The following is a 21,609-nucleotide window of genomic DNA, read 5'->3' on the forward strand; positions in this document are numbered from 1 at the left end:
CCCGCCACTCAGGCTGCAGGAGCCGCGCCGCCGGCCGGGGCGCTGAGGTCGCGCGCCTGGTCGGCCCACATGATGGGGATGCCGTCGCGGATCGGATAAGCCAGTTTGTCAGCGTTACAAATCAGTTCCTGGGCTTTCTTGTCATGATGCAGCGGTCCTTTGCAGATCGGGCAGACCAGGATGTCAAGCAGTTGAGTGTCCACGGAGTTTCTCCAGAATTTGATGTGACAGTGCGGCGTCAATCTGCGCCGTCACCGGAACGACCCAGATGCGCGGGTCGTTTTTAATAGAAGCTATTTGTCGACATTTTACTGCATCCTTTTCCGTGATCAGGATCAGCTCTGCCTGCAGGGCGGCAAACGGATTGTCGGAAAAGTCATGATGATCGGGCAAGGCCAGCGTCTCGAACGCCAGGCCGGCCGCGCTCAGCATGTTGAAAAAGCGTTGCGGATTGCCTATCCCGGCGGCTGCGGCGAGCTTCAGCGCCGGATCGCGCAAGCTGGCCAGCGTCCGCGTCTGCGCCGGATCGGCCAGGCGTTCGGCCTGCTCACCCACCAGCTGCATGCGGATAGCTCCGGCCGGCATGGAGGCGGGAATCGCGGGGGCATTGACCACGGTAAAGTCGCGCCGGCGCGAAGCCGGTTCGCGCAAGGGCCCGGCCGGCAGCAGCCAGCCGTTGCCGGGGCCGCGGGAATCGAACAGGACGATTTCGATATCGCGCTGCAAACGGTAATGCTGCAAGCCGTCGTCAGACAAGATCAGGTTGACTTCGGGATGCGCATGCAGCAAGACTTGCGCCGCCGCCACCCGGTCGCGCCCGACCACCACCGGGCACTGCGCGCGGCCGGCGATCAGCAAGGGTTCGTCGCCGACCTCGGCCGCCAGCGAAGTTGCATTCACTTGCCGCACCTGTGGTTTTCCATCGGCAGATTGCGCCGCATAGCCGCGCGAGATCACGCCCGGTACATAGCCGGCTTGGCGCAGGGCTTGCACCAGCCAGATCGTCAGCGGCGTCTTGCCGGTGCCGCCGACAAAGATATTGCCGACCACGATCACCGGCACCGGCAAGCGGGTGCTGGCCTGCCAGCCGGCGGCATAGAGCCGGCGCCGCAATGCCGCCAGCAAGCCGAACAGCAGCGACAGCGGCCACAGCAGGCATGCCAGCAAGCCGCGCCGCTGCCAGGCGGCGCTCAGGGTCGATTCAAGCGAACTTTTACTTGTGGCCACTAGTCTGGGCGGCAAACGTGATCTTGTCGAAACCTGCCAGACGCGCAGCTTCCAGCACATTGATCACAGTCTGATGGGTCGCCATGGCGTCGGCATTGATGATCACCACCGGGTCCGCCTTGGACTGGCCATCGGCCTGCACCGCATTCTTCAGGTCCAGCGCCAGCGACGCCGCATCCTTGGACGACACCTGCACGTTGTTCACAGCGTACTGACCCTGCGGATTGACCGCGACGTTGATCTCCTGCGGCTGCGTCATGGCCTTGTCGGCATCGGCGGTCGGCAAGGTGATCTGCAGCGCGGTGAACTTGCTGTAACTGGTGGTCACCATCAGGAAGATCACGATCACCAGCAAGACATCGATGAACGGAATCAGGTTGATTTCAGGGTCCTCGCGGCCCTTGCCTTTACGGAAATTCATTTACGCGCACCATGAACTGTATCGACAAATTTTACAGCCTGCTGCTCCATATCAACCACGAAGCCGTCCACCAGGGCGCGGAAATGGCGATAGAAAATCAAGGCAGGCATGGCGATCGCCAGACCGAAGCCTGTGTTATACAGCGCCACCGAAATGCCATGGCCCAGTTGCGTAGGATCGGCGCCGGCGCCAGTGGTCGCGCCAAAGATTTCGATCATGCCGACCACCGTGCCGAACAAGCCCATCAATGGCGCCAGCGAGGCAATCGTGCCCAGCGTCGTCAGGAACCGTTCGAGGTCATGCGCAGTCGCCTGGCCGGCCTCTTCGATCGATTCCTTCATCAGGTCGCGCGGCGCATCGACATTGCGCAGGCCGGCAGCCAGCACCCGCCCCAGCGGCGAATTGGAAGCAAGGTTGGTCAAGACGTCGTCATTGATCTTGCCGTTGTGATAAACCCGTATCACTTCCTGCAACAGTTGCGGCGGCAGAATCCGCGGACGGCGCAAATAAACGAGACGTTCGATAATCAATGCGGTGGCAATGACTGAGGCAATTAACAACAACCAGATTGGCCAGCCCGCAGCTTGAATAATGGCAAACAAAAGAAACTCCTTGGTGAGGTACGAATACAGTAGAGCGTATTGACGAGACGGGGTCGCCTAGACAAATGCAGATGAGGGGTTCATCGGCATGGATGCAGAATGTAACTTGTTGACGGCTTGTGGGCAAGCGTGACAAGCATTGCTGAGCAGAAATTTTTATCGATGTGTTTTCTGCTGTGTTTTATGTTGATAAAACGCTTCCCGAAGTTTCACACACATTATGTGAACAAGATTGTGGACAAGTAGCGAACTCGATATTGAAGTCCATGATTTAAAAGGAATTTTTCCCGCTGTTGCAAAAACAGGCAGGTTTTGCCGGCGCTGCGCGCGCAAAGTTCTCCACAGATTTTGGGGATAACTTTGTGCACAAGCGCACTGGATTCATCTGAAGTCATTGATTGGAAACGCATTTTCACCAGTGTGAAGGAATGCCGCAAATGCGCCTGAAACAGGGCTTTACGGATGGCGAGAGAAATTTTCACCATCATCCGTGATCGTTTTGCCATGCTTACCTGGCGCATATCCGACACATATCCACAAGCCGGCAGAAATCCGCAGTTACCCACAGAATATGTGGATAAGCTTGTGCGCAAGCTCACTGCATTCAGGACAAGCCTTTGATTTGTTTCACTTTTCCATTACTGTGCAGCGGCTGTGCTTTACAATATCAGCGCTCCCTGTTCCGCCTACTTCAACGGACAAGGTAATTATTTGAATCGAAAGCCAGCATGAATCTCTCCAGCCCTCCCGACAACCGTTCCAGCGGCCCTCAGATATTGACGGTGTCCGCCTTGAATCAAGCCGTTGCGCGGATGCTGGAACGCAGTTTTCCACTGGCCTGGGTCTCGGGCGAAATCTCGAATTTCAAGAGCTACGCATCCGGCCACTGGTACTTCACGCTGAAGGACGATGCAGCGCAAGTGCGCGGCGTGATGTTCAAGGGCCGCGCCCAGCATGCTGGCTTTACCCCGCGCGACGGCGACAAGGTGGAAGTGCGGGCGCTGGTGACCCTGTACGCCGCGCGCGGCGACTATCAGCTCAATGTCGAGGCGATCCGGCGCGCCGGCGTCGGCAATCTGTACGAAGCGTTTTTGCGCCTGAAAGAAAAACTCAACGCCGAAGGCTTGTTCGATCCGGCGCGCAAACGGCCGCTGCCGCCGTTCGCCCGAACCATCGGCATCGTCACCAGCCTTCAGGCGGCGGCGCTGCGCGATATCCTGACCGCGCTGGCGCGCCGTGCGCCGCATGTGCGCGTGATTCTGTACCCGACGCCGGTGCAAGGCGACGGCGCCGCGGAAAAAATCGCGCGCGCCATCAACACCGCGGCGGCGCGCGCCGAATGCGAGTTGCTGCTGGTGTGCCGCGGCGGCGGCAGCATCGAAGATCTGTGGTCGTTCAATGACGAAGCGGTGGCGCGCGCGATTGTCGCCGCGCCGATGCCGGTGATTTCCGGAGTCGGCCACGAGACCGACTTCACCATCGCCGACTTTGCCGCCGACCTGCGCGCCGCCACCCCGACCGCCGCCGCCGAGCTGGCCACGGTGCCGCGCGGCGACTGGCTGGCGACGCTGGAAGCGCACGCCGACGACCTCACCCGCGCCTTGCGCCGGCAGCTGGGCGAAGCCAGCCAGACGCTGGACTGGCTGGGACGCCGCCTGAGCAGCCCGGCCGCCACCATTGCCCACGAACGAGTCAAGTTGCAAAGCCTGCACAGCCGCTTGCTGCACGCCACCCGCATTCCGCTGACGCAGTCGCGCTACGCCCTGCTCAACCTGCGCACCCGCCTGGCCGCGCGGATTCCCGATACCACGGCGCCACGCAGCGCACTGCTGGAGCAGAGCCGCCGCCTCGGCAGCGCGCTGGCGGCAAAAAACAAGGACCGGCGGCAGGCGCTGGCAGCGCTCAATGCGCAACTCGAACTGCTGAATCCGCAGCGCACGCTGGAACGCGGCTACGCCATCGTTTCCGACGCCAAAGGGCATGTAATCCGCACGCCGCAAGCCTTGCAGCCACGCCATTTCGTTACTGTCCAACTGGCAGAAGGCAGCGCCAAGGTCGGCATAGACAGCGTGCAGGCAACACTGGATTGAGCAACGATTTTGCTGGATGCGGCGCAGGCCACATAATGGATGGAATAAAAAGGAGCCGGAAAGCGCAAGCTTGCTGCATGGAATAGCTAAGCGCTTTACAATAGCTCTTTCCTGGAAACTGTTCATCACTTGTACTTGTATAGGCAACAGCTTCTTTGTAATCCCAATAAAACTATAGGAAGGACGCACAACATGGCACACACTCTCCCGCCCCTGCCGTACGCTCTGGATGCATTAGCTCCACACATTTCCAAAGAGACTCTGGAATTTCACTATGGCAAGCATCACCAGACCTATGTGACCAACCTGAACAACCTGATCCCAGGCACAGAATTCGAAAACGCATCCCTGGAAGATATCGTCAAGAAATCGTCCGGCGGCGTCTTCAACAATGCAGCGCAAATCTGGAACCACACTTTCTACTGGCATAGCCTGTCGCCGGTAGCACAAGGTGGCGGCGGCGCACCAACCGGCGCATTGGCAGATGCGATCAACGCCAAGTGGGGTTCGTTCGACAACTTCAAGGCTGAACTGACCAAGACTGCAGTCGGCACTTTCGGTTCCGGCTGGGCCTGGCTGGTGAAGAATGCTGACGGTTCGCTCGGTCTGGTGTCGACTTCCAACGCAGCTACCCCACTGACTACCGACGCTAAGCCTTTGATCACCGTCGACGTCTGGGAACATGCGTACTACATCGACTACCGCAACGCCCGTCCAAAATACCTGGAAGCATTCTGGGCATTGGCGAATTGGGAATTTGCTTCGAAGAATTTCGCATAACACGCAATTTACTACAGCCGGCCAGGAATAAAAGACTGACCGGCATGCATGTTAAAAAGCGCCTGCTTCACCGTAGGCGCTTTTTTTTCGCCTTTTTTTTGTTAGCCGCCTCTCGCCATTATTGCTGCCAGCTCGCCTCATAAGCATCCAGGGCCGATGGCGGCAGATCGAAATGCGGCGGCGTCTCCGTCATCTGCTCGGCCGGCGCGATCGCACTGAGTTCGCCGAAGGAGGACGGGATCGTCTGCCGCCACTGATCGACTTCGGCAGCGCTGAGATCGGCATGCTGTAAGCCGTCGGCAAGGCGCGGCATGGACTGCAGCCAGCGGCCGGTTTGCGCCAGCGAAACCCGCGCCCGCCAGCCGCCACCTTCTATGGCCCGCCTTTGCAGCGCAGTGATGGCGCAGAAAGCAGCCAGGTAACCGGTGGCATGATCCAGCGCCTGGCAAGGCAGCTTGCCGGGCTTGTCGCTGCTTGCGGCCTGCCCCTCTTCCCAGGCGATGCCGGTAGCCGACTGCACCAGGCTGTCGAAGCCGCGCCGCTCGGCCCAAGGGCCTGCATGGCCGTAGGCAGACAGACGGATCTCGATCAGGCCCGGCCGCAGCGCCTGCAATTCCTCACTGGAAAAGCCGTGCGCGGCGAGTGCGCCGGGGCGGTATGCGTGCAGGAAAATATCGGCGTCGCGTATCAGTTCGCGCAGGCGCTGACGCCCTGCCTCGTTGCGCAAATCCAGCTGGGCGGCACGCTTGCCGCGGCCGTTGTCGATCACCAGCGTCGGGATGTTCGGCAAGTGCGCGGCGCCTATCGCCAGCACTTCGGCGCCATGCTGGGCCAGCGTGCGCCCCGCTACCGGCGCTGCAATCACACGCGACAGATCGAGCACGCGCACGCCGCTGAGCGGACGTTGCAAGCTGCCGCGCAGCAGTTCTGGAACACTGTCGGCGATGCGTTCGATTTCGAACAGCGGCAAACCGGCGATGGCAGCCGCCTGCGGATGGGCCAGCCATTCGTCGGGACTGCGTATCAGCGCTGCGCACATGCCCTCTTGCGCCAGGCGCGCATCGAGTTCGCTGGCCTGCCAGCCGGCGATGGCGGCAGCCACGGCGGTACGATTGCCGGCGCATTGCAGGACCCGCAGCACGCCGTCGCGGTGATGCGGAAAATTGGTATGCAGCTGTAGCCAGCGGCCGTCGCCGGCCTGGTAGTAGCCGGCGATCGGACTCCAGGGATCGGCCGGCGGCTTGCCGTCTATCAGCAGATAGCGTTCGCTGCGGAAGATGGCCAGCGCATGGCGCTGGTCGAGCATCACACTTTGCCGGCGGCCGCTGCGTAAACGCCAGAACTCGGCCGCCGCCAGCGCCTGCGCGCCGATGGTGGCGGACGCCAGCGCGCCGACCTGGAACTGCGAAGGCAACTGTTGCGCCAAGTTGGAAAAACTGAGCTGCTCCAGGGCATCCGGCGCTTGGCCGGCGAGATCCCAGAGCGTGTTGAGCAATTGATCGGCCATGGTATCGGCTTGCATGATCGTCCTTATGGAAAGTAAGGGCCCATTAGGAAATAAGTTGGGCATTTGGGCGGCCGTAGCTGGATGCGATGCAAGGCGCACGACGCGCCGCAGTGCGAGCACTGCAAGCGGTGGGCAACGCAGCAGCGCACCAGCTACGGCCAGCACAAATGTTCAACTTATTTTCTAATGGGGCCTAAAGATTCAGTCTAGAATTTGGCGACCGGCCGCGTCAATCTTGATTGCGGCAATCAATACAAAGAAATTTCCAAATGAAGAAATTGCTTAGCGCGGCTGAAGCCGCCAGCCTGCTCGGCGTCAGTACCGCTACATTGTATTCCTATGTTAGCCGCGGCATGCTCAGTTCCCTGCCTGGCAACAGCGAACGCAGCAAGCTGTATCCGCGCGACCAGGTGCTGCGCCTGGTGGCCCGCCGCAAGGACGGCCGCCAGGCCGGCCACACAGTAGAACAGGCGATCGACTGGGGCAAGCCGATCCTGGAATCGCGCATCACCCTGATCGAGCATGGCGTCATCCGCTACCGCGGCCACGACGCCATGAAGCTGGCGCACAGCGCCACCCTGGAACAGGTCGCCATGATCCTGTGGGACAGCAAGGATTGCTTCGATGGCGCCGTCCCCGTCATCGATCCGCAACGCTGGTCAGCCATGCGCCAGCCGTTTGCCGGCTGCCTGCCGCTGCAACGCGGCGCCGCCCTGCTGGCGGCTGCGGCGCCTTTATTGACGCAGTCTGATGGACCGAGGGACGGCGCACAGCTGATGCGGCTGCTGGCGGCGGCATTGCTGGATGCCGATATACGCACCGCGCCCTTGCATCAGCAATGCTGCGACGCCTGGCATCTAGACGCAGGGCATGCGGACCTGCTGCGAGCGGCGCTGATCGCCTGCGCCGATCATGAATTGAATGTCTCCACCTTTACCGTCCGCTGCGTGGCCTCGACCGGCGCCGCACTTCCAGCGGCGCTGCTGGCTGGTTTGTCGGCCTTGTCCGGTCCGCGCCATGGCGGTGAATCACTGCGCGTGCGGGCCATGATCGACGCCGCCATGGCCAGCGAGGACATGCGCGGCGTGCTGCAGCGGCATTTGAGCCAGCCCGTCTTCATGCTGGGCTACGGCAGCCGGCTGCCGGGTTTCGGTCATCCCCTGTATCCGGACGGTGATCCGCGCGGCCGCATGCTGATCCAGATGCTGGCGGCGCAGGCAGGCAACGCCAAGACCGCGGCGCTGCTGGCGATCGCCGATACTGCCAGCGAGCTCAGCGGACAAGCGTCGAATATCGATTTCGCGCTGGCGGCAATCGAGCACGCCTTCGGACTGGCGCGCGGTGCCTCGCAAACCCTGTTCGCACTAGGCCGCTGCGCCGGCTGGATCGCCCACGCCAAGGAACAGGCGGCGAGCGGGCAACTGATCAGGCCGCGGGCGCGCTATGTGGGATCCTTCGATTTTCTAGATTAGTTCGCGGGCCTGGCGATCGCCCGCCACAACATCCTGAACAGCGCATTCGCCTGCAGCGCCAGCGCTTCCGTCTCGCCGCGCATGGTGTGCATGTGCACCAGCCGCTCCAGGATGCCGATGAAATAATCCAGCAGGATTTTTTCATCCACCTCATCCGTCAGGACGCCTTCCGCCCTGCCGTCTGTCAAGGTTTTCATCAGGACTTCCATCATTTCCGGCTGGCGGAAAGTGCGGTCGCGGCCCCATGCGCTGATCTGCAGCGAGCTCATGATCAGCTGGCTCACCTTGGGATTGCGGTCGAAGAAATCCAATACTACCCAGAACACCTTGCGCAGCTTGTCCTGGCAGCTTTCGATGCCTTGCAAGTGATCGAGCATGCGCGAGGCCAGCGTACCCAGCCAGGTTTCCAGGCAGGCAAACAGCAGCGCTTCCTTGCTGCCATAATATTTGTAGATGGTCTGCAAGGAGACATTGGCGGCGGCAGCTATTTCACCAAAGCTGACGCTGTGGAATTCGCGCTCCGAAAACAAATCCAGCACCGCGCTTTCTATCCTTTGCCGTATCACCGGCTTGAGCAGGGAGCGGTCGAGGATGATTTTCTGCTTTTCCACAGCCATGGTTTTTGTCATTTTTGTCATATGTGTAATTAAAATTACCGATGTATCCATTTGCACTTTAATTGCTTTATTTAGAGTGCCTTACCAATTGACGCTTACCACGGCTTTCAATACAGTAAGTATTCAGCTGCAATCAGACACACGCAAAGTGTAATAATTATTACGCAAACATACAAGCCGGAGACGCTATGACTGAAGCTTATATTTTCGATTCCGTACGCACGCCGCGCGGCAAGGGCAAGAAGGATGGCAGCCTGCACCAGATGACGCCGGTCAATCTGCTGGCGCAGCTGCTGCACGCGCTGGAGCAACGCAACCAGCTCGATACCTCGCAAGTGGACGACGTCGTGCTCGGCTGCGTCACGCCGGTCGGCGAGCAAGGCGCCGACATCGCCCGCACTGCCGTGCTGTATGCCGGCTGGGACCAGTCGGTGGCGGGCGTGACGCAATCGCGCTTTTGCGCTTCCGGCCTGGAATCGGTCAACTTGGCGGCGATGAAGGTCATGTCCGGCCAGGAGCAGCTGGTGGTGGCCGGCGGCGTCGAGAGCATGTCGCGCTGGGCCATGGGTTCGGACGGCGGCGCCTGGTTCATGGATCCACGCGTCAACCAGAGCACCGGCTTTGCGCCGCAAGGGATAGGCGCCGACCTGATCGCCACGCTGGAAAATTTTTCGCGCAGCGATGTCGACAACTTCGCCCTGCAATCACAGAAAAAAGCGACCCATGCGCGCGCCGAAGGACGCTTCAGCAAATCGCTGGTGCCGGTGACCGACCTGAATGGGCTGGTGGTGCTGGATCACGATGAATACATCCGCGCCCAGACCACCATCGAAAACCTGGCGGCCTTGAATCCTGCTTTCGAGCAGATCGGCCAGATGGGTTTCGATGCGACTGCGCTGCGCAAATACACCACGGTCGAAAAAATCAACCACGTGCATCACGCCGGCAATTCCTCCGGCATCGTCGACGGCGCCGCGCTGGTGCTGGTCGGCAGCAAGGAGATGGGCCAGAAGCTGGGACTGAAGCCGCGCGCCCGCATCGTCGCCACCGCCGTCACCGGCTCCGAGCCGACCATCATGCTGACCGGGATCGCCCCTGCGGCGCGCAAGGCGCTGGCCAAGGCCAAGATGTCGGCCAAGGATATCGACCTGTTTGAAATCAATGAAGCGTTCGCCGCGGTGGTCATGCGCGCCATCCGTGATCTCGATATCGACCCGGCGCGGGTCAATGTCAATGGTGGCTCGATCGCAATGGGCCATCCGCTGGGCGCTACCGGCGCCATGATACTCGGCACCGCGCTCGACGAACTGGAGCGCAGCGGCAAGCAGACTGCCTTGATCTCGCTGTGCGTCGGCGGCGGCATGGGTATCGCCACCATTATCGAGCGAGTTTAATTTATTGCGGGACAGAGGCGCACGGCAAGTGCTGCCCGGGTAGGGTTTGAGAGCCACCGCAGCGTGGCGAATTACACTATCCGTGCGACTCTGTCCCCAACTGACTAGATACCAACACTTCAGAGGCACAGATCATGAGTGTGAATTTTCACAAAGACAGCGACAACATCGTCACCCTGACCCTGGACATGCCGGGCCGTTCGATGAATGTGCTGAACGAGGCGCTGACGGCGCCGTTCATGCAGGCGATTGCCACCATCGAAGCGGACGCCACTATCGCCGGCGTCATCATCACTTCAGGCAAGGCCGATTTCGTGGCCGGCGCTGATATCGAAAAGCTGTACCAGATCACTGAAGCGCAAGCGGCCTTTGACCTGGTGCAGGAATTCAAAGGCTTCATGCGCCGCCTGGAACTGTGCGGCCGGCCGGTGGTGGCGGCGTTGAACGGCACCGCGCTGGGCGGCGGCTTGGAGCTGGCGCTGGCTTGCCATCACCGCATCGCCATCAACAATCCCAAAGCCAAGTTCGGCCTGCCAGAAGTCAAGCTGGGACTACTGCCGGGCGGCGGCGGCACCCAGCGCCTGCCGCGCATGATCGGCATCCAGAGCGCGCTGCAGCTGATCCTGGAAGGCAAGGAACTGCGCGCGGAAGAAGCCCTGCAACAAGGAATAGTCCAGGAACTGGCCAGCGACAAGGAAGACCTGCTGGCCAAAGCCAAGGCCTGGTGCCTGGCTAACCCGAAGGCGAAGCAGCCTTGGGACGACAAGAAATTCCGCTGGCCCGGCGGCGATTCGCGTAGTCCGGGCAACGGCCAGCTGTGGGCGATTGTACCGTCGATGGCAAGCGCCAAGACTTTCGGCAACTATCCGGCCGCCACCAACATCATGAGCTGCGTGTTCGAAGGCGGGATTGTCGATTTCGATACTGCCTGCGAAATCGAATCGCGCTACTTCGTCAATTGCGCCTTGTCGCCGGTGGCCAAGAACATGATCGGCACGCTGTGGTTCCAGCTCAACGCCATCAACAAGGGCAAGTCGCGTCCGGAAGGCTTTGCCCCATCCAAGGTCAGCAAGGTCGGCATACTGGGCGCGGGCATGATGGGCGCAGGGATTGCCTACGCATCGGCGAAAGTCGGCATCGGCGTGGTGCTGCTGGATAACAGCCTGGAAAATGCGGAAAACGGCAAGAACTACTCCGCCAAGCTGCTCGACAAGGCGATCCGCCGCAAGCAGCAAACCGAAGACGGCAAGAGCGCCTTGCTGCAGCGTATACAGCCGACTGCCGACTTCAACGATCTGGCAGGCTGCGACCTGATCATCGAGGCGGTGTTTGAAGACCGCGCCATCAAGGCCGACGTGACCCGCAAGACCGAAGCGCTGATCAGCGCCGACGCCGTCTTCGCTTCCAACACTTCAACCCTGCCGATCAGCGGCCTGGCGCAGGCCAGCGTGCGGCCAGCCAATTTCATCGGCCTGCACTTCTTTTCGCCGGTAGACAAGATGCAGCTGGTGGAAATCATCGTCGGCGAACATACCAGCCAGCAAACCCTGGCGCGCGGCTTCGACTATGTGCAGCAGATCAAGAAGACGCCTATCGTGGTCAACGACTCGCGCGGCTTCTACACCTCGCGGGTGTTTGGCACCTATGTGATGGAAGGCTTGCAGCTGCTGATGGAAGGCCAGCATCCGCGCGCCATTGAAATGGCCGGCTTGCAGGCCGGCATGCCGGTAGGACCGCTGGCGGTGCACGACGAAGTCAGCCTGTCGCTGTCGCTGCACATACTGCAACAGACCCGCAAGGATTTCGCCGAAGCCGGCAAGCCGTTTGCAGGCCACCCGGCCGATGCCGGACTGGAAAAAATGGTGACTGAGCTGGATCGCAAGGGCAAGAAAGCCGGCAAGGGCTTCTACGATTATCCGGAAAATGAAAGCAAGCACCTGTGGCCAGGCTTGCAGCAGGCATTTCCGCTGGCAGCCACGCAGCTGCCGCAAAAGGATTTGATCGAACGGATGATGTTTGTACAGGCCAATGAAGCGGCCAAGTGCTATGAAGAGAAGGTGGTGCTGACCGTGGCCGACACCAATATCGGCAGCATTTTCGGCTGGGGCTTTGCACCGTTCCAGGGCGGCGCGCTACAGTACATCAATGCTTACGGCGTCGCCAATTTCGTCAAGCGGGCGCGGCAGCTGGCGGAACAGTTCGGCAGTTACTTTACGCCAGCTGCAATCCTGGTGCAGATGGCGGAACAAGGCAGGCAGTTCGAATAAGCCGGGCGTGGAAAGCAGCCTGGATGCGCGCAGCGCAATCCAGGCTGGATCCACTCAATCCGATCAGGAGATCCTGCTGGCGTCGAACAGGGAAGGAATGCGCTGTGCCAGCATCATGTCGCCTTTCAGCTTCAGCTTGCCGCTCATGAAAGCCATGGCACCGTTCAGCTCACCTTTCAACAATGCCTTCAGGTCGTCATCCGCCATTGTCAGCGCGACATCTGGCGCATCCATCACGCCTTCGTGGGCGGTACATTTTCCGTGATCGATCAGCAGGTACATCGGCTTCGAGATATCGAACTGGATGCTGTTCTTCATGTTCAGCGTTGCGGCCGCATCCAGCGCGCTCGGCATGAGCTTGATAATGTCGTTAACGGTCATTTTTTATCCTCGGATTGTTTTTAAAATCTATTACTACAATATTTGAGCAGGCTCAGGGCTGACCTGTCATTCCCATCCGACCGCGCTGCGCACCTGCAGTTCCCGCTCCATCAGGCCGGCATAGCGCTTTTCCACCTCGCTGCGCTTGACCTTCATGGTCGGCGTCATCAAGCCGTTGTCTATGCTCCAGGCATCTTTCAGCACCACGCACTTGGCGATCTTTTCATGCGGCTCCAGCGTCGCATTGACCGCTGCCATGTCGTCGATCAGCCCCTGCTCCACCTCGGCCCGCGGCTTGCTGCGCGCCGCCGCGGTCAGGGTAACCGCCATCACCGGCTGGTTCATGCCGTTGCCGATGAACAGCAGGTTTTCGAGGTCGGTATTGCGCGCCAGAGAGCATTCGATGGGCGCCGGCGCCACGTATTTTCCCTTGGCGGTCTTGAAGATGTCTTTCACGCGGCCGGTAATATACAGGTAACCGTCCTCATCCACCCGGCCCTGGTCGCCGGTGCGCAGATAGCCGTCTTCGGTGAAGGCAGCGCGCGTGCTCTCCGGATCCTTGTAATAACCCATCATCAGGCCCGGATGCTTGAACAGGATTTCGCCGTCGCCGGACAGCTTGAAGCCGGCGTTCTGCGGCGGCTTGCCGACCGAGCCGACGCGGTTCTGGTCCGGCAGGCAGGCGCTGGAATAGACCGAGGCTTCAGTGGGCGCATAACCCTGCAGCACCGTCAGGCCGAGATTGCGCTGGTACCAGTCCAGCAATGCCGCCGGTATCGGCGCCGCCCCGGACAGGCAGAAGCGCACATGCTGCAAGCCGACCGCGACCCGGATCTTGCGCCGGGCGATGGTGCGCAGCAGGGGAATCTTCATTAGCCGGTCCAGCTTCTGCTGCGGCATCTTGTTCAGGATGGCGGTCTGGATACGGCCATAAACCAGCGGCACGCCAAAAAAACGGGTGGGCGCGACCTGCGCCAGCTGCTCGCCCATCTTGTCGACGTTTTCGAGGAAGTGCACTTCGCCGCCGTTGTAGCAACTCGGCAGCGCGATCGCGAAGCGCTCGAAGGCATGCGCCAGCGGCATGTATGAAAAATAGCGCTCCTGGCCGAGCGAGGGCGCCAGGTTCATGATGCTGTAGACGGCAAACAGCACATTGCCGTAGCTGAGCATCACGCCTTTCGGCTTGCCTGTGGTGCCAGAGGTGTAGATCAGAGTCATCAGCGCCTCCGCCGGCGGCGCCTGATAGTCTTCGATGGCCATGGGCGCGTTGGCGGCGACCAGCTCATCCCAGCTGACTTGCCCTGCCGGCGCTTCCTCATAGGGAAAGGAAATGGTGCGCACCGAGTCCGGGATCGCCCCCGTGAAATCATCGGCGTCCGGCATCGGCCCTAGAAACACCGCCTTGGCTTCGCTATGCTCAAAGATATAACGAGTGGTGGCCGCTGCCTGTTTCGGATACATGCCGACGCTGACGTGGCCGGCCATGGAGATAGCCAGGTCGGCCATGATCCAATGCGCGGTGTTGCGGCCGGAGATGCAAATGCGGCTGCCCGGCTCCCAGTTCATCGCCTTCAGCGCTGCCGCCATGCGCCTTACCTGGTCGCTGCCCTGCGCCCAGGTAGTGACTTTCCATTGGTCTAGAACCGGTTGAAACAGCCAAGGTACATTGGGCTTGGCGGCTGCCCATTGCAGCATCATTTGCACTGAATTCTTTTGTTCGTCCACCGGTGTCTCCTCGCACGAAGTTCAGGAATGCTGCTGGTTTTTATATTTTCTTTGGTCTTGCTCGAGTTTGCCTTGAATCGCCCCGCATTAAAATCGTTTATGTCAGACTCAGATCGCTCCGTTCGCCGCCAAGGCGGCCAGTTGCTTGTCGTCAATGCCGGCCAGCCTTGCCAGTACATCGGCGGTATCCGCCCCCAAGGCGGGACAGGCTCCAGCCGCCGCGACGGCAGTATCGCTGAAGCGGATCGGCAGATCGGACAATGGCTTGCCGCCTTCCATCCGGATCAGGCCGCGGGCCCTGACCTGCGGATTGGCGAGCGCTTCGTCCGGACTGTAGATGCCGGACACGCAGCAATCGCGCTCCGCCAGCAACAGCTCCCACTCATCGCGGCTGCGCGTCTTGAATAGATTGCCCAAAGCCTCGCGCAAGGCTGCGCCATCAGGTCCGGACGCCATCGGCAAGGAGGCCAGATCAGGCCGCTCGACTGCCTGGCAGAAATTGAAAAAGAATTTCGGTTCGAGCGCCGCCAGCGCCACATGCTTGCCGTCGGCGCAGGCATAGATGCTGTAATTGGGCAGGCCGCCGCTCAGCACATCGTTGCCGCGCGCCTTGCTCTCGCCCAGCGTGCGGATGGTGGCCAGCGAGAGCGCCTGCAGCGCCAGCGTGCCGTCCAGCATGCCGACGTCGACCAGTGTGCCCTGCCCTGACGCACGCGCGCCGATCACAGCGGCCAGGATGCCGAGGGCGCAAGTGAGTGCGCCGCCGGCCAAGTCGGCGCTTTGGAAATTCGACAGCACCGGCGCGCCGTCGGCGGCGCCGGTCTGGTCCAGCAAGCCGGCATAGGCGCAGTAATTCATGTCGTGGCCAGCACGGTCCTTGTATGGGCCGGTTTGGCCATAGCCGGTCAGCGCCGCGTAGACCAGGCGCGGATTGATCTGTTTCAGAACTTGATAGCCGCAGCCCAGCTTGTCCATCACGCCGGGCCGGAACGATTCGATCAAGACATCTGCCTCGGCCACCAGCTGCTTCAGCAACTCCACCGCCTGCGGTTGCCGCAGGTCGAGGGTGACGGATTGCTTGCCGCGGTTGACCAGCGTGAATAGTTCCGGCGCCAGCAAGCGGGCATAATCGCCGCCCTGGGGTTCTTCCAGCTTGATCACCTCGGCGCCCAGCTGCGCCAGGTAAAAGCTGCAAAAAGGACCGGGCAGCAAACGGGTCAGATCGAGCACCCGGATGCCGGACAGGAGCGGATTAGCCATGGCGGGTCAGGTTTTCGCTACTTGCTCTGGCCGAACGGCGAGTTGACGCCTTGCAGTATCGACATCAGCGATTCGCCGATGGTCTTGGGATAGGTGGCATCGCTGAAGTCGCCGATCTCGGCCCATTGTTCCGCCACTTCCTCGGGACCGAAAGCCTGGCCGCGGAAATGATGGCCCTGGGTGCGCTCCCAGCGCAGCTTGGCATGGAAACCGGCGCCGACCTCGAACAGGCTGCCGCTTTCCTTGCAACTGTCGTGGCACAGATAGGCTGCCAGCGGCGCGACGTATTCCGGCTTGAGCGCTTCCAGCATCTGCGGCGGCATCACGGTTTCGGAAATGCGCGAACCGGCCAGCGGCGCGATGGTGTTGACCAGCACATTCTTGGATGCGCCTTCCACCGCCAGCGTATTCGCCATGCCGATCAAACCCATCTTGGCCATGCTGTAGTTGGCCTGGCCGAAATTGCCGTAGATGCCGGCGGCCGAGGTGGTCATGACGATGCGGCCGTAGCCCTTGTTGCGCATGTGCGGCCAGGCCGCGTGGGTAACGCGGAAAGCGCCCAGCACGTGGACGCGGTAGATCAGGTCCCAGTCATCCTCGCTCATCTTGGCGAAGCTGCTGTCGCGCAGGATGCCGGCATTGTTGATGACGATGTCGATGCCACCGAAATGATCAAGCGCGGTCTGCACGATCTGGCCGCCGGCTTCCACCGAGTCGTAATTGGCAACCGCCGTGCCGCCGGCGGCGACGATCTCAGCCACCACCTGGTCGGCAGCAGCGCTGGACTTGCCGCCGCCATGGACATCGCCGCCGAGGTCGTTCACCACTACCTTGGCGCCGCGCGCTCCCAACAGCAAGGCATGCACGCGGCCGAGGCCATTGCCGGCGCCGGTGACAATCGCCACGCGACCGTCATAGCGTAATTCATTTCGTAATTCATTTGCCATGATTTCTATCTTTATTCAATTAAAAAAACTGCTCCGGCCATCCCGCAATCAGATGGTGCGGGAAATGATCTCTTTCATGATTTCATTGGTGCCGCCATAGATGCGCTGGGCGCGCGCATCGATAAAGGCGCGCGCAATCGGGTACTCCTGCATGAAACCATAACCGCCGTGCAGTTGCAAACATTGATCCAGCACCTTGCCCTGCAGGTCCGAGCACCAGTACTTGGCGGCTGCGGCGGCGTCCACCTGCAACTCGCCCTTGACCTCCAGCTCGACGCAGCGGTCGACGAACACGCGGGCAATCTGCAATTCGGTCTTCATCTCGGCCAGCTTGAAGCGGGTATTTTGGAACGACGACACCGAACGGCCAAAGGCCTGGCGCTCGCGCGTGTATTCGATGGTGACATCGAGCATCGCTTCCGCATTGGCCACCGAAGTGATGGCGATCAGCAGGCGCTCCCAGGCCAGCTCCTGCATCAGCATGCTGAAGCCGGCGCCGACCTCGCCGACGATATTGGTCTTCGGCACCCGCACGTTGTCAAAGAACAGTTCGCAGGTATCCTGGGCTTTCATGCCGATCTTCTTCAGCGGTTTGCCCTTGCTGAAACCGGGCCGGTCGGCCTCGATCACCAGCAGCGAGACATTCTTGGCGCCGCGCGCCTTGTCGCCCACCTTGAGCGCCACCACCACCATGTCGCTGTTATAGCCGTTGGTGATGAAAATCTTGGAGCCGTTGACGATGTAGTCGTCGCCGTCTTCGATAGCTGTGGTTTGTATCGCCTGTAGATCCGAGCCGGTGCCCGGCTCCGACATCGCGATCGCTGTGATCGCCGTGCCCGCCGCCATCTTCGGCAGCCAGGCCTGTTTCAGCTGTTCGCTGCCGTAGCGCAGCAGATAAGGCGCAACGATGTCCGAATGCAGCGGCCAGCCAATGCCGGAGGCGTTGCTGCTGGCCAGTTCTTCCAGCACGATGGTGCTGAACTTGCGGTCGACGCCGGAACCGCCGTAGTTTTCAGGCATGTTGGTACACAGGAAACCCAGCTCGCCGGCGCGCTGCCAGATGTCGCGGTCGACAAAGCCCTGCTCTTCCCAGGCGGCGTGGCGCGGCAGGACCTCGGCATGGAGGAAGCGGCGCAGGTTTTGACGGAATTCTTCGTGGTCGGCATTGAACAACTGACGCGGGATCATTGACTCTCCAGATATTTTTATAATGTGTAATTTTTTTTACACTTAGATTGATTTTGGATGAAAAAACCAGCCAATCGATGGTATTTAAGGATTTATCGCTTGTCAATCTTAAAGCTAGTACTGCGCCTCGACCGAAGGGTAATATTTATTACACATTGGCCTTACTTAGGCCCAAACGATGACTGGCAAAGGCTGGCGACCGAGAGCGTGCATATTTAGACTGTCATTGCTAATTGGTAAAACAAACATTGCGCCGCCCATAAAGTCACCTATAGAATCCGGCTTTACAGAGTCCCGATCCAGGACCAGTCAGAAAAGTCATGCGGTCGTCATAACGATTCGTTACTATCAAAAATTTTACGGGGGCCCCATGAAATTCAAATTCAACGCACTTGCCATTGCCTGCGCGCTTGCGACCGTGAGCGTATCGGCCCATGCCGTTACCGAGATCTCCTGGTGGCATTCGATGGCGGGCGCCCTCGGCGATCGCGTCAACGGCCTGGCCGACGAGTTCAACAAGAGCCAGACCGAATTCAAGGTGGTGCCGGTCTACAAGGGCGCCTACGATGAAGCGATGGCCGCGGCAACCGCCGCCTATCGCGCCGGCAACGCCCCCGACATCCTGCAGGTCTTCGAAGTCGGCACCGCCACCATGATGTATTCCAAGGGCGCCATCAAGCCGGTGTCGGAAGTCATGAAGCTGGCTGGCGAATCCTTCGATCCGGCCGCCTACGTACCGGCCATCGGCGGCTACTATGCTGCCCCGAAAGGCGCCGGCCTGCTGTCGCTGCCTTTCAACAGCTCGACCACGGTGATGTTCTATAACAAGGACATGTTCACCAAGGCCGGCCTCGATCCGAACAAGCCGCCAGTCACCTGGACCGAGCTGGCGGCCGATGCCGCCAAGCTGAAAGCCAGCGGCGCCAAGTGCGGCTACACCACCACCTGGCAATCATGGGTAGAACTGGAATCGTTCTCAACCTGGCATAACGTCGAGTTCGCATCGAAGAACAACGGCTTCGACGGACTGGATACACGCCTGAAGTTCAACAGCCCGCTGCACGTCAAGCATATAGAGAACCTGGCCAACTGGGCCAAGCAAGGCTTGTTCACTTATGCCGGCCGCAAGGACGAGGCAACTTCGAAATTCTATTCCGGCGAATGCGGCTTGCTGACCGGTTCCTCTTCCAGCTATGCGGATATCGCCAAGAATTCCAAGTTCAAGTTTGGCATCGCCACCCTGCCGTACTACAACGACGTCCCGGGCACGCCGCAAAACACCATGATCGGCGGCGCTTCGCTGTGGGTCATGGGGGGCAAGAAAACCGAGGACTACAAGGGTGTGGCCAAGTTCTTCAAGTTCCTGTCCAAGCCTGAAGTGCAAGCCAAGTGGCACCAGGAGACCGGCTACCTGCCGACCACGCTGGCCGCTTACGACATCACCCGCAAATCCGGCTTCTATGACCGCAATCCCGGCACCGACGTCCCGGTCAAGCAGATGATCACCAAGACTACCGACAAGTCGCGCGGCATCCGCCTCGGCAACATGCCGCAGATCCGCACCATCATCGACGAAGAACTGGAAAACGTCTGGACCGGCAAACTGACTGCCAAGCAGGCGCTGGATACCGCGGTGGAACGCGGCAACCTGCTGCTGGAACGTTTCGAAAAAACCAACAAATAAAGCAAGCTGATACCTGGTCTTTCCTGTAGCACGTAGGGTGGGCATTTTTGCCCACGCGTTACCGAATAAAGCATGTAAGCTATTTGGGTTTACGCGCGGGCACGGAGTGCCCACCCTACCAATTGCAGCTCCGTCTTAGTCTTACCCTGATACCCCGCATCGCCGCGGACGATAGAAAGTCCCATCGTGGAAAAACGCGCTCGCTTCAAATCTGCCTGGCTGCCCTATGCGCTGGTAGCGCCGCAGATCATTGTCACCCTCTTGTTTTTCGTCTGGCCGGCGGTGCAAGCCCTGTACCAGTCGATGCTGCTGCAGGACGCCTTCGGCGGCTATTCGGAATTCGTCTGGTTCGACAACTTCCGCACCCTGTTCGCCGACAGCAATTACCTCGGCGCGTTCAAGACCACGGCCGTGTTCTCGGTGCTGGTCGCGGTGCTCGGCCTGTCGCTGTCGCTGATCCTGGCCGCTTTTGCCGATCGCGTGATAAAAGGCGCGGCAATCTATAAAACCTTCCTGATCTGGCCGTATGCGGTGTCGCCGGTGGTGGTCGGCGTGCTGTGGATGTTCATGCTGAGCCCGACGCTGGGGATCGTCTCCCACTGGCTGCATTACATCGGCATCGACTGGAACCACGTGCTGAACGGCCGCCACGCCATGATCCTGATCGTCATCGCCGCGGTCTGGAAACAGGTCAGCTACAACTTCCTGTTCTTCCTGGCTGGCTTGCAATCGATCCCTAAATCACTGATCGAAGCGGCCGCCATCGACGGCGCCGGGCCGGTCAAGCGCTTCGCCACCATCGTCTTCCCGCTGTTGTCGCCGACCACCTTCTTCCTGCTGGTGGTGAATATCGTCTACGCCTTTTTCGACACCTTCGCGATCGTCGAAGCCACTACCCAGGGCGGTCCCGGCAAGGATACCGAGATCCTGGTCTACAAGGTCTTCAACGACGGCTTCAAGGGCGGCGACCTGGGCGGCGCCGCCGCGCAGTCGGTGATCCTGATGACTATCGTCATCGTCCTCACCGTGGTGCAGTTCAAGTATGTTGAAAAGAAAGTCCAGTACGCATGATGGATATGATAAACACCCTCCTACCGTCATTCCCGCGAACGCGGGAATCCATTTTCGCCTTCCGAACTAGTAATTTGGATCCCCGCGTTCGCGGGGATGACGGCTTCATCACGAAAGAATCCCATGATTGAGCGCCGCCCCATCCTCGACATGGTGAGCCACCTGGTGCTGATCCTGGGCGTGATCATCATCGCCTTCCCGCTCTACGTGGCGTTCGTCGCCAGCACGCAGACCGCGGAACAGGCAGCTGCCTCGCCGCTGTCGCTGCTGCCCGGCACCCACTTCATTGAAAACTACAGCGCGCTGCTGACCAAGGGCAGTTCCGGCAACGTCTCGGCGCCGCCGGTGGGCCGCATGCTGATGGTGAGTCTGATTTCCGCGCTGGCGATCGCTATTGGCAAGATCTCGATCTCGATGCTGTCGGCGTTTGCCATGACCTATTTCCGCTTCCCCGGACGCTCGCTGTTTTTCTGGATGATTTTCATGACCCTGATGCTGCCGGTGGAGGTGCGCATCACGCCGACTTACCAGGTGGTGTCGGATTTCCACATGCTCAACACTTATGCCGGCCTGACCATTCCTCTGATCGCGTCGGCCACTGCGACCTTCTTGTTCCGCCAGTTCTTCCTGACCATTCCGGATGAACTGGCGGAAGCAGCCCGCATCGACGGCGCCGGACCCCTGCGCTTTTTCAAGGATGTGATCTGGCCGCTGTCGCGCACCAATATCATCGCGCTGTTCGTGATCATGTTCATCTACGGCTGGAACCAGTATCTGTGGCCGCTGATGATCGCCACCAACCAGGACATGTATCCGATCGGTATCGGCATCAAGACCCTGATTGTCGGCGGCGATTCTGCGGTGGAGTGGAATATGGTGATGGCCACCCTGGTGCTGGCGATGCTGCCGCCGGGCCTGGTGGTAGTCGTGATGCAAAAATGGTTTGTTAAAGGTCTGGTTGATTCCGAGAAGTGAT

At 60.2% G+C, this 21,609-nt stretch carries 20 protein-coding genes; 8 read left to right on the forward strand and 12 right to left on the reverse strand.

From position 1 onward, the window contains the following. Window positions 1-8: 8 nt before the first annotated feature. The 5 genes from BCF11_RS03280 to BCF11_RS03300 all read right to left on the reverse strand — a co-directional run bounded on the left by BCF11_RS03280 (window position 9) and on the right by BCF11_RS03300 (window position 2,756). Window positions 9-203 (reverse strand): Trm112 family protein, encoded by a 195-nt coding sequence (locus tag BCF11_RS03280; protein ID WP_098493471.1) that lies wholly within the window; start codon window positions 201-203, stop codon window positions 9-11. Further along, window positions 184-1,227, reverse strand: coding sequence for a tetraacyldisaccharide 4'-kinase (gene lpxK / locus BCF11_RS03285; RefSeq protein WP_233212347.1), 1,044 nt, complete (start codon window positions 1,225-1,227; stop codon window positions 184-186). Before lpxK ends, BCF11_RS03280 begins: the two co-directional genes overlap by 20 nt. Next, entirely contained in the window at window positions 1,214-1,648 is a 435-nt protein-coding gene (locus BCF11_RS03290) for a biopolymer transporter ExbD (protein ID WP_098493473.1), read from the reverse strand. Before BCF11_RS03290 ends, lpxK begins: the two co-directional genes overlap by 14 nt. After that, complete coding sequence (locus tag BCF11_RS03295) at window positions 1,645-2,250, reverse strand: MotA/TolQ/ExbB proton channel family protein (RefSeq protein ID WP_098493474.1); 606 nt, start codon at window positions 2,248-2,250, stop codon at window positions 1,645-1,647. Before BCF11_RS03295 ends, BCF11_RS03290 begins: the two co-directional genes overlap by 4 nt. A gap of 218 nt (window positions 2,251-2,468) precedes the next feature. Beyond that, window positions 2,469-2,756 (reverse strand): hypothetical protein, encoded by a 288-nt coding sequence (locus BCF11_RS03300; RefSeq protein WP_143751245.1) that lies wholly within the window; start codon window positions 2,754-2,756, stop codon window positions 2,469-2,471. Window positions 2,757-2,978: 222 nt separating this feature from the next. Here BCF11_RS03300 and xseA point away from each other — a divergent pair, with 222 nt between their 5' ends. Further along, window positions 2,979-4,340, forward strand: a complete 1,362-nt coding sequence (xseA, locus tag BCF11_RS03305; protein ID WP_098493476.1) for an exodeoxyribonuclease VII large subunit — start codon at window positions 2,979-2,981, stop codon at window positions 4,338-4,340. Between the two features lie 192 nt (window positions 4,341-4,532). After that, on the forward strand, window positions 4,533-5,120 hold the full coding sequence (sodB, locus tag BCF11_RS03310; RefSeq protein WP_098493477.1) for a superoxide dismutase [Fe]: 588 nt from the start codon (window positions 4,533-4,535) through the stop codon (window positions 5,118-5,120). A gap of 118 nt (window positions 5,121-5,238) precedes the next feature. Here the strand turns inward: sodB and BCF11_RS03315 are convergent, their stop codons facing one another. After that, a complete protein-coding gene (locus BCF11_RS03315) occupies window positions 5,239-6,642 on the reverse strand; it encodes a CoA transferase (protein ID WP_369827725.1) in 1,404 nt (467 codons plus the stop codon). 254 nt (window positions 6,643-6,896) lie between these two features. Between BCF11_RS03315 and BCF11_RS03320 the strand changes: the two genes are divergently transcribed. Further along, window positions 6,897-8,099, forward strand: a complete 1,203-nt coding sequence (locus tag BCF11_RS03320) for a citrate synthase family protein (RefSeq protein ID WP_098493478.1) — start codon at window positions 6,897-6,899, stop codon at window positions 8,097-8,099. Here BCF11_RS03320 and BCF11_RS03325 read toward each other — a convergent pair. Beyond that, window positions 8,096-8,728: a TetR/AcrR family transcriptional regulator gene (locus tag BCF11_RS03325; protein WP_233212348.1), complete on the reverse strand. Its 633-nt coding sequence runs from the start codon at window positions 8,726-8,728 to the stop codon at window positions 8,096-8,098. The two genes, BCF11_RS03320 and BCF11_RS03325, sit on opposite strands and share 4 nt — an antisense overlap. A 176-nt stretch (window positions 8,729-8,904) precedes the next feature. On the opposite strand from BCF11_RS03325, the gene BCF11_RS03330 reads away from it, so the two are divergent. Together BCF11_RS03330 and BCF11_RS03335 are read left to right on the forward strand one after the other, a co-directional pair. Continuing rightward, window positions 8,905-10,110: an acetyl-CoA C-acetyltransferase gene (locus BCF11_RS03330; protein WP_098493479.1), complete on the forward strand. Its 1,206-nt coding sequence runs from the start codon at window positions 8,905-8,907 to the stop codon at window positions 10,108-10,110. Window positions 10,111-10,244: 134 nt separating this feature from the next. Next, the gene (locus tag BCF11_RS03335; protein WP_098493480.1) at window positions 10,245-12,377 is read left to right on the forward strand and encodes a 3-hydroxyacyl-CoA dehydrogenase NAD-binding domain-containing protein; all 2,133 of its coding nucleotides are present in this window, start codon (window positions 10,245-10,247) and stop codon (window positions 12,375-12,377) included. A gap of 63 nt (window positions 12,378-12,440) precedes the next feature. Here the strand turns inward: BCF11_RS03335 and BCF11_RS03340 are convergent, their stop codons facing one another. The 5 genes from BCF11_RS03340 to BCF11_RS03360 form a co-directional block, all read right to left on the reverse strand. Then, window positions 12,441-12,758, reverse strand: a complete 318-nt coding sequence (locus tag BCF11_RS03340) for an SCP2 sterol-binding domain-containing protein (RefSeq protein ID WP_098493481.1) — start codon at window positions 12,756-12,758, stop codon at window positions 12,441-12,443. Window positions 12,759-12,824: 66 nt separating this feature from the next. Then, a complete protein-coding gene (locus BCF11_RS03345) occupies window positions 12,825-14,483 on the reverse strand; it encodes an AMP-binding protein (RefSeq protein ID WP_098493482.1) in 1,659 nt (552 codons plus the stop codon). Between the two features lie 108 nt (window positions 14,484-14,591). Continuing rightward, window positions 14,592-15,743, reverse strand: coding sequence for a CaiB/BaiF CoA-transferase family protein (locus BCF11_RS03350; protein ID WP_098493483.1), 1,152 nt, complete (start codon window positions 15,741-15,743; stop codon window positions 14,592-14,594). Window positions 15,744-15,760: 17 nt separating this feature from the next. Beyond that, window positions 15,761-16,690 (reverse strand): SDR family oxidoreductase, encoded by a 930-nt coding sequence (locus BCF11_RS03355; protein ID WP_233212349.1) that lies wholly within the window; start codon window positions 16,688-16,690, stop codon window positions 15,761-15,763. A gap of 48 nt (window positions 16,691-16,738) precedes the next feature. Next, window positions 16,739-17,878 (reverse strand): acyl-CoA dehydrogenase family protein, encoded by a 1,140-nt coding sequence (locus BCF11_RS03360; RefSeq protein WP_098493485.1) that lies wholly within the window; start codon window positions 17,876-17,878, stop codon window positions 16,739-16,741. A gap of 370 nt (window positions 17,879-18,248) precedes the next feature. Between BCF11_RS03360 and ugpB the strand changes: the two genes are divergently transcribed. The 3 genes from ugpB (at window position 18,249) to ugpE (ending at window position 21,608) form a co-directional block, all read left to right on the forward strand. Further along, window positions 18,249-19,562 carry a sn-glycerol-3-phosphate ABC transporter substrate-binding protein UgpB gene (ugpB, locus tag BCF11_RS03365; RefSeq protein ID WP_098493486.1) on the forward strand — a complete coding sequence of 438 codons (1,314 nt, stop codon included), beginning with the start codon at window positions 18,249-18,251 and terminating at the stop codon, window positions 19,560-19,562. A gap of 186 nt (window positions 19,563-19,748) precedes the next feature. Then, the gene (ugpA, locus tag BCF11_RS03370; RefSeq protein WP_098493487.1) at window positions 19,749-20,633 is read left to right on the forward strand and encodes a sn-glycerol-3-phosphate ABC transporter permease UgpA; all 885 of its coding nucleotides are present in this window, start codon (window positions 19,749-19,751) and stop codon (window positions 20,631-20,633) included. A 123-nt stretch (window positions 20,634-20,756) separates the two neighbouring features. Beyond that, window positions 20,757-21,608 (forward strand): sn-glycerol-3-phosphate ABC transporter permease UgpE, encoded by an 852-nt coding sequence (gene ugpE / locus BCF11_RS03375; RefSeq protein WP_098493488.1) that lies wholly within the window; start codon window positions 20,757-20,759, stop codon window positions 21,606-21,608. Window position 21,609: the final 1 nt, after the last annotated feature.

The organism is Collimonas sp. PA-H2 (genome assembly GCF_002564105.1).
Taxonomy (GTDB): Bacteria; Pseudomonadota; Gammaproteobacteria; order Burkholderiales; family Burkholderiaceae_D; genus Collimonas.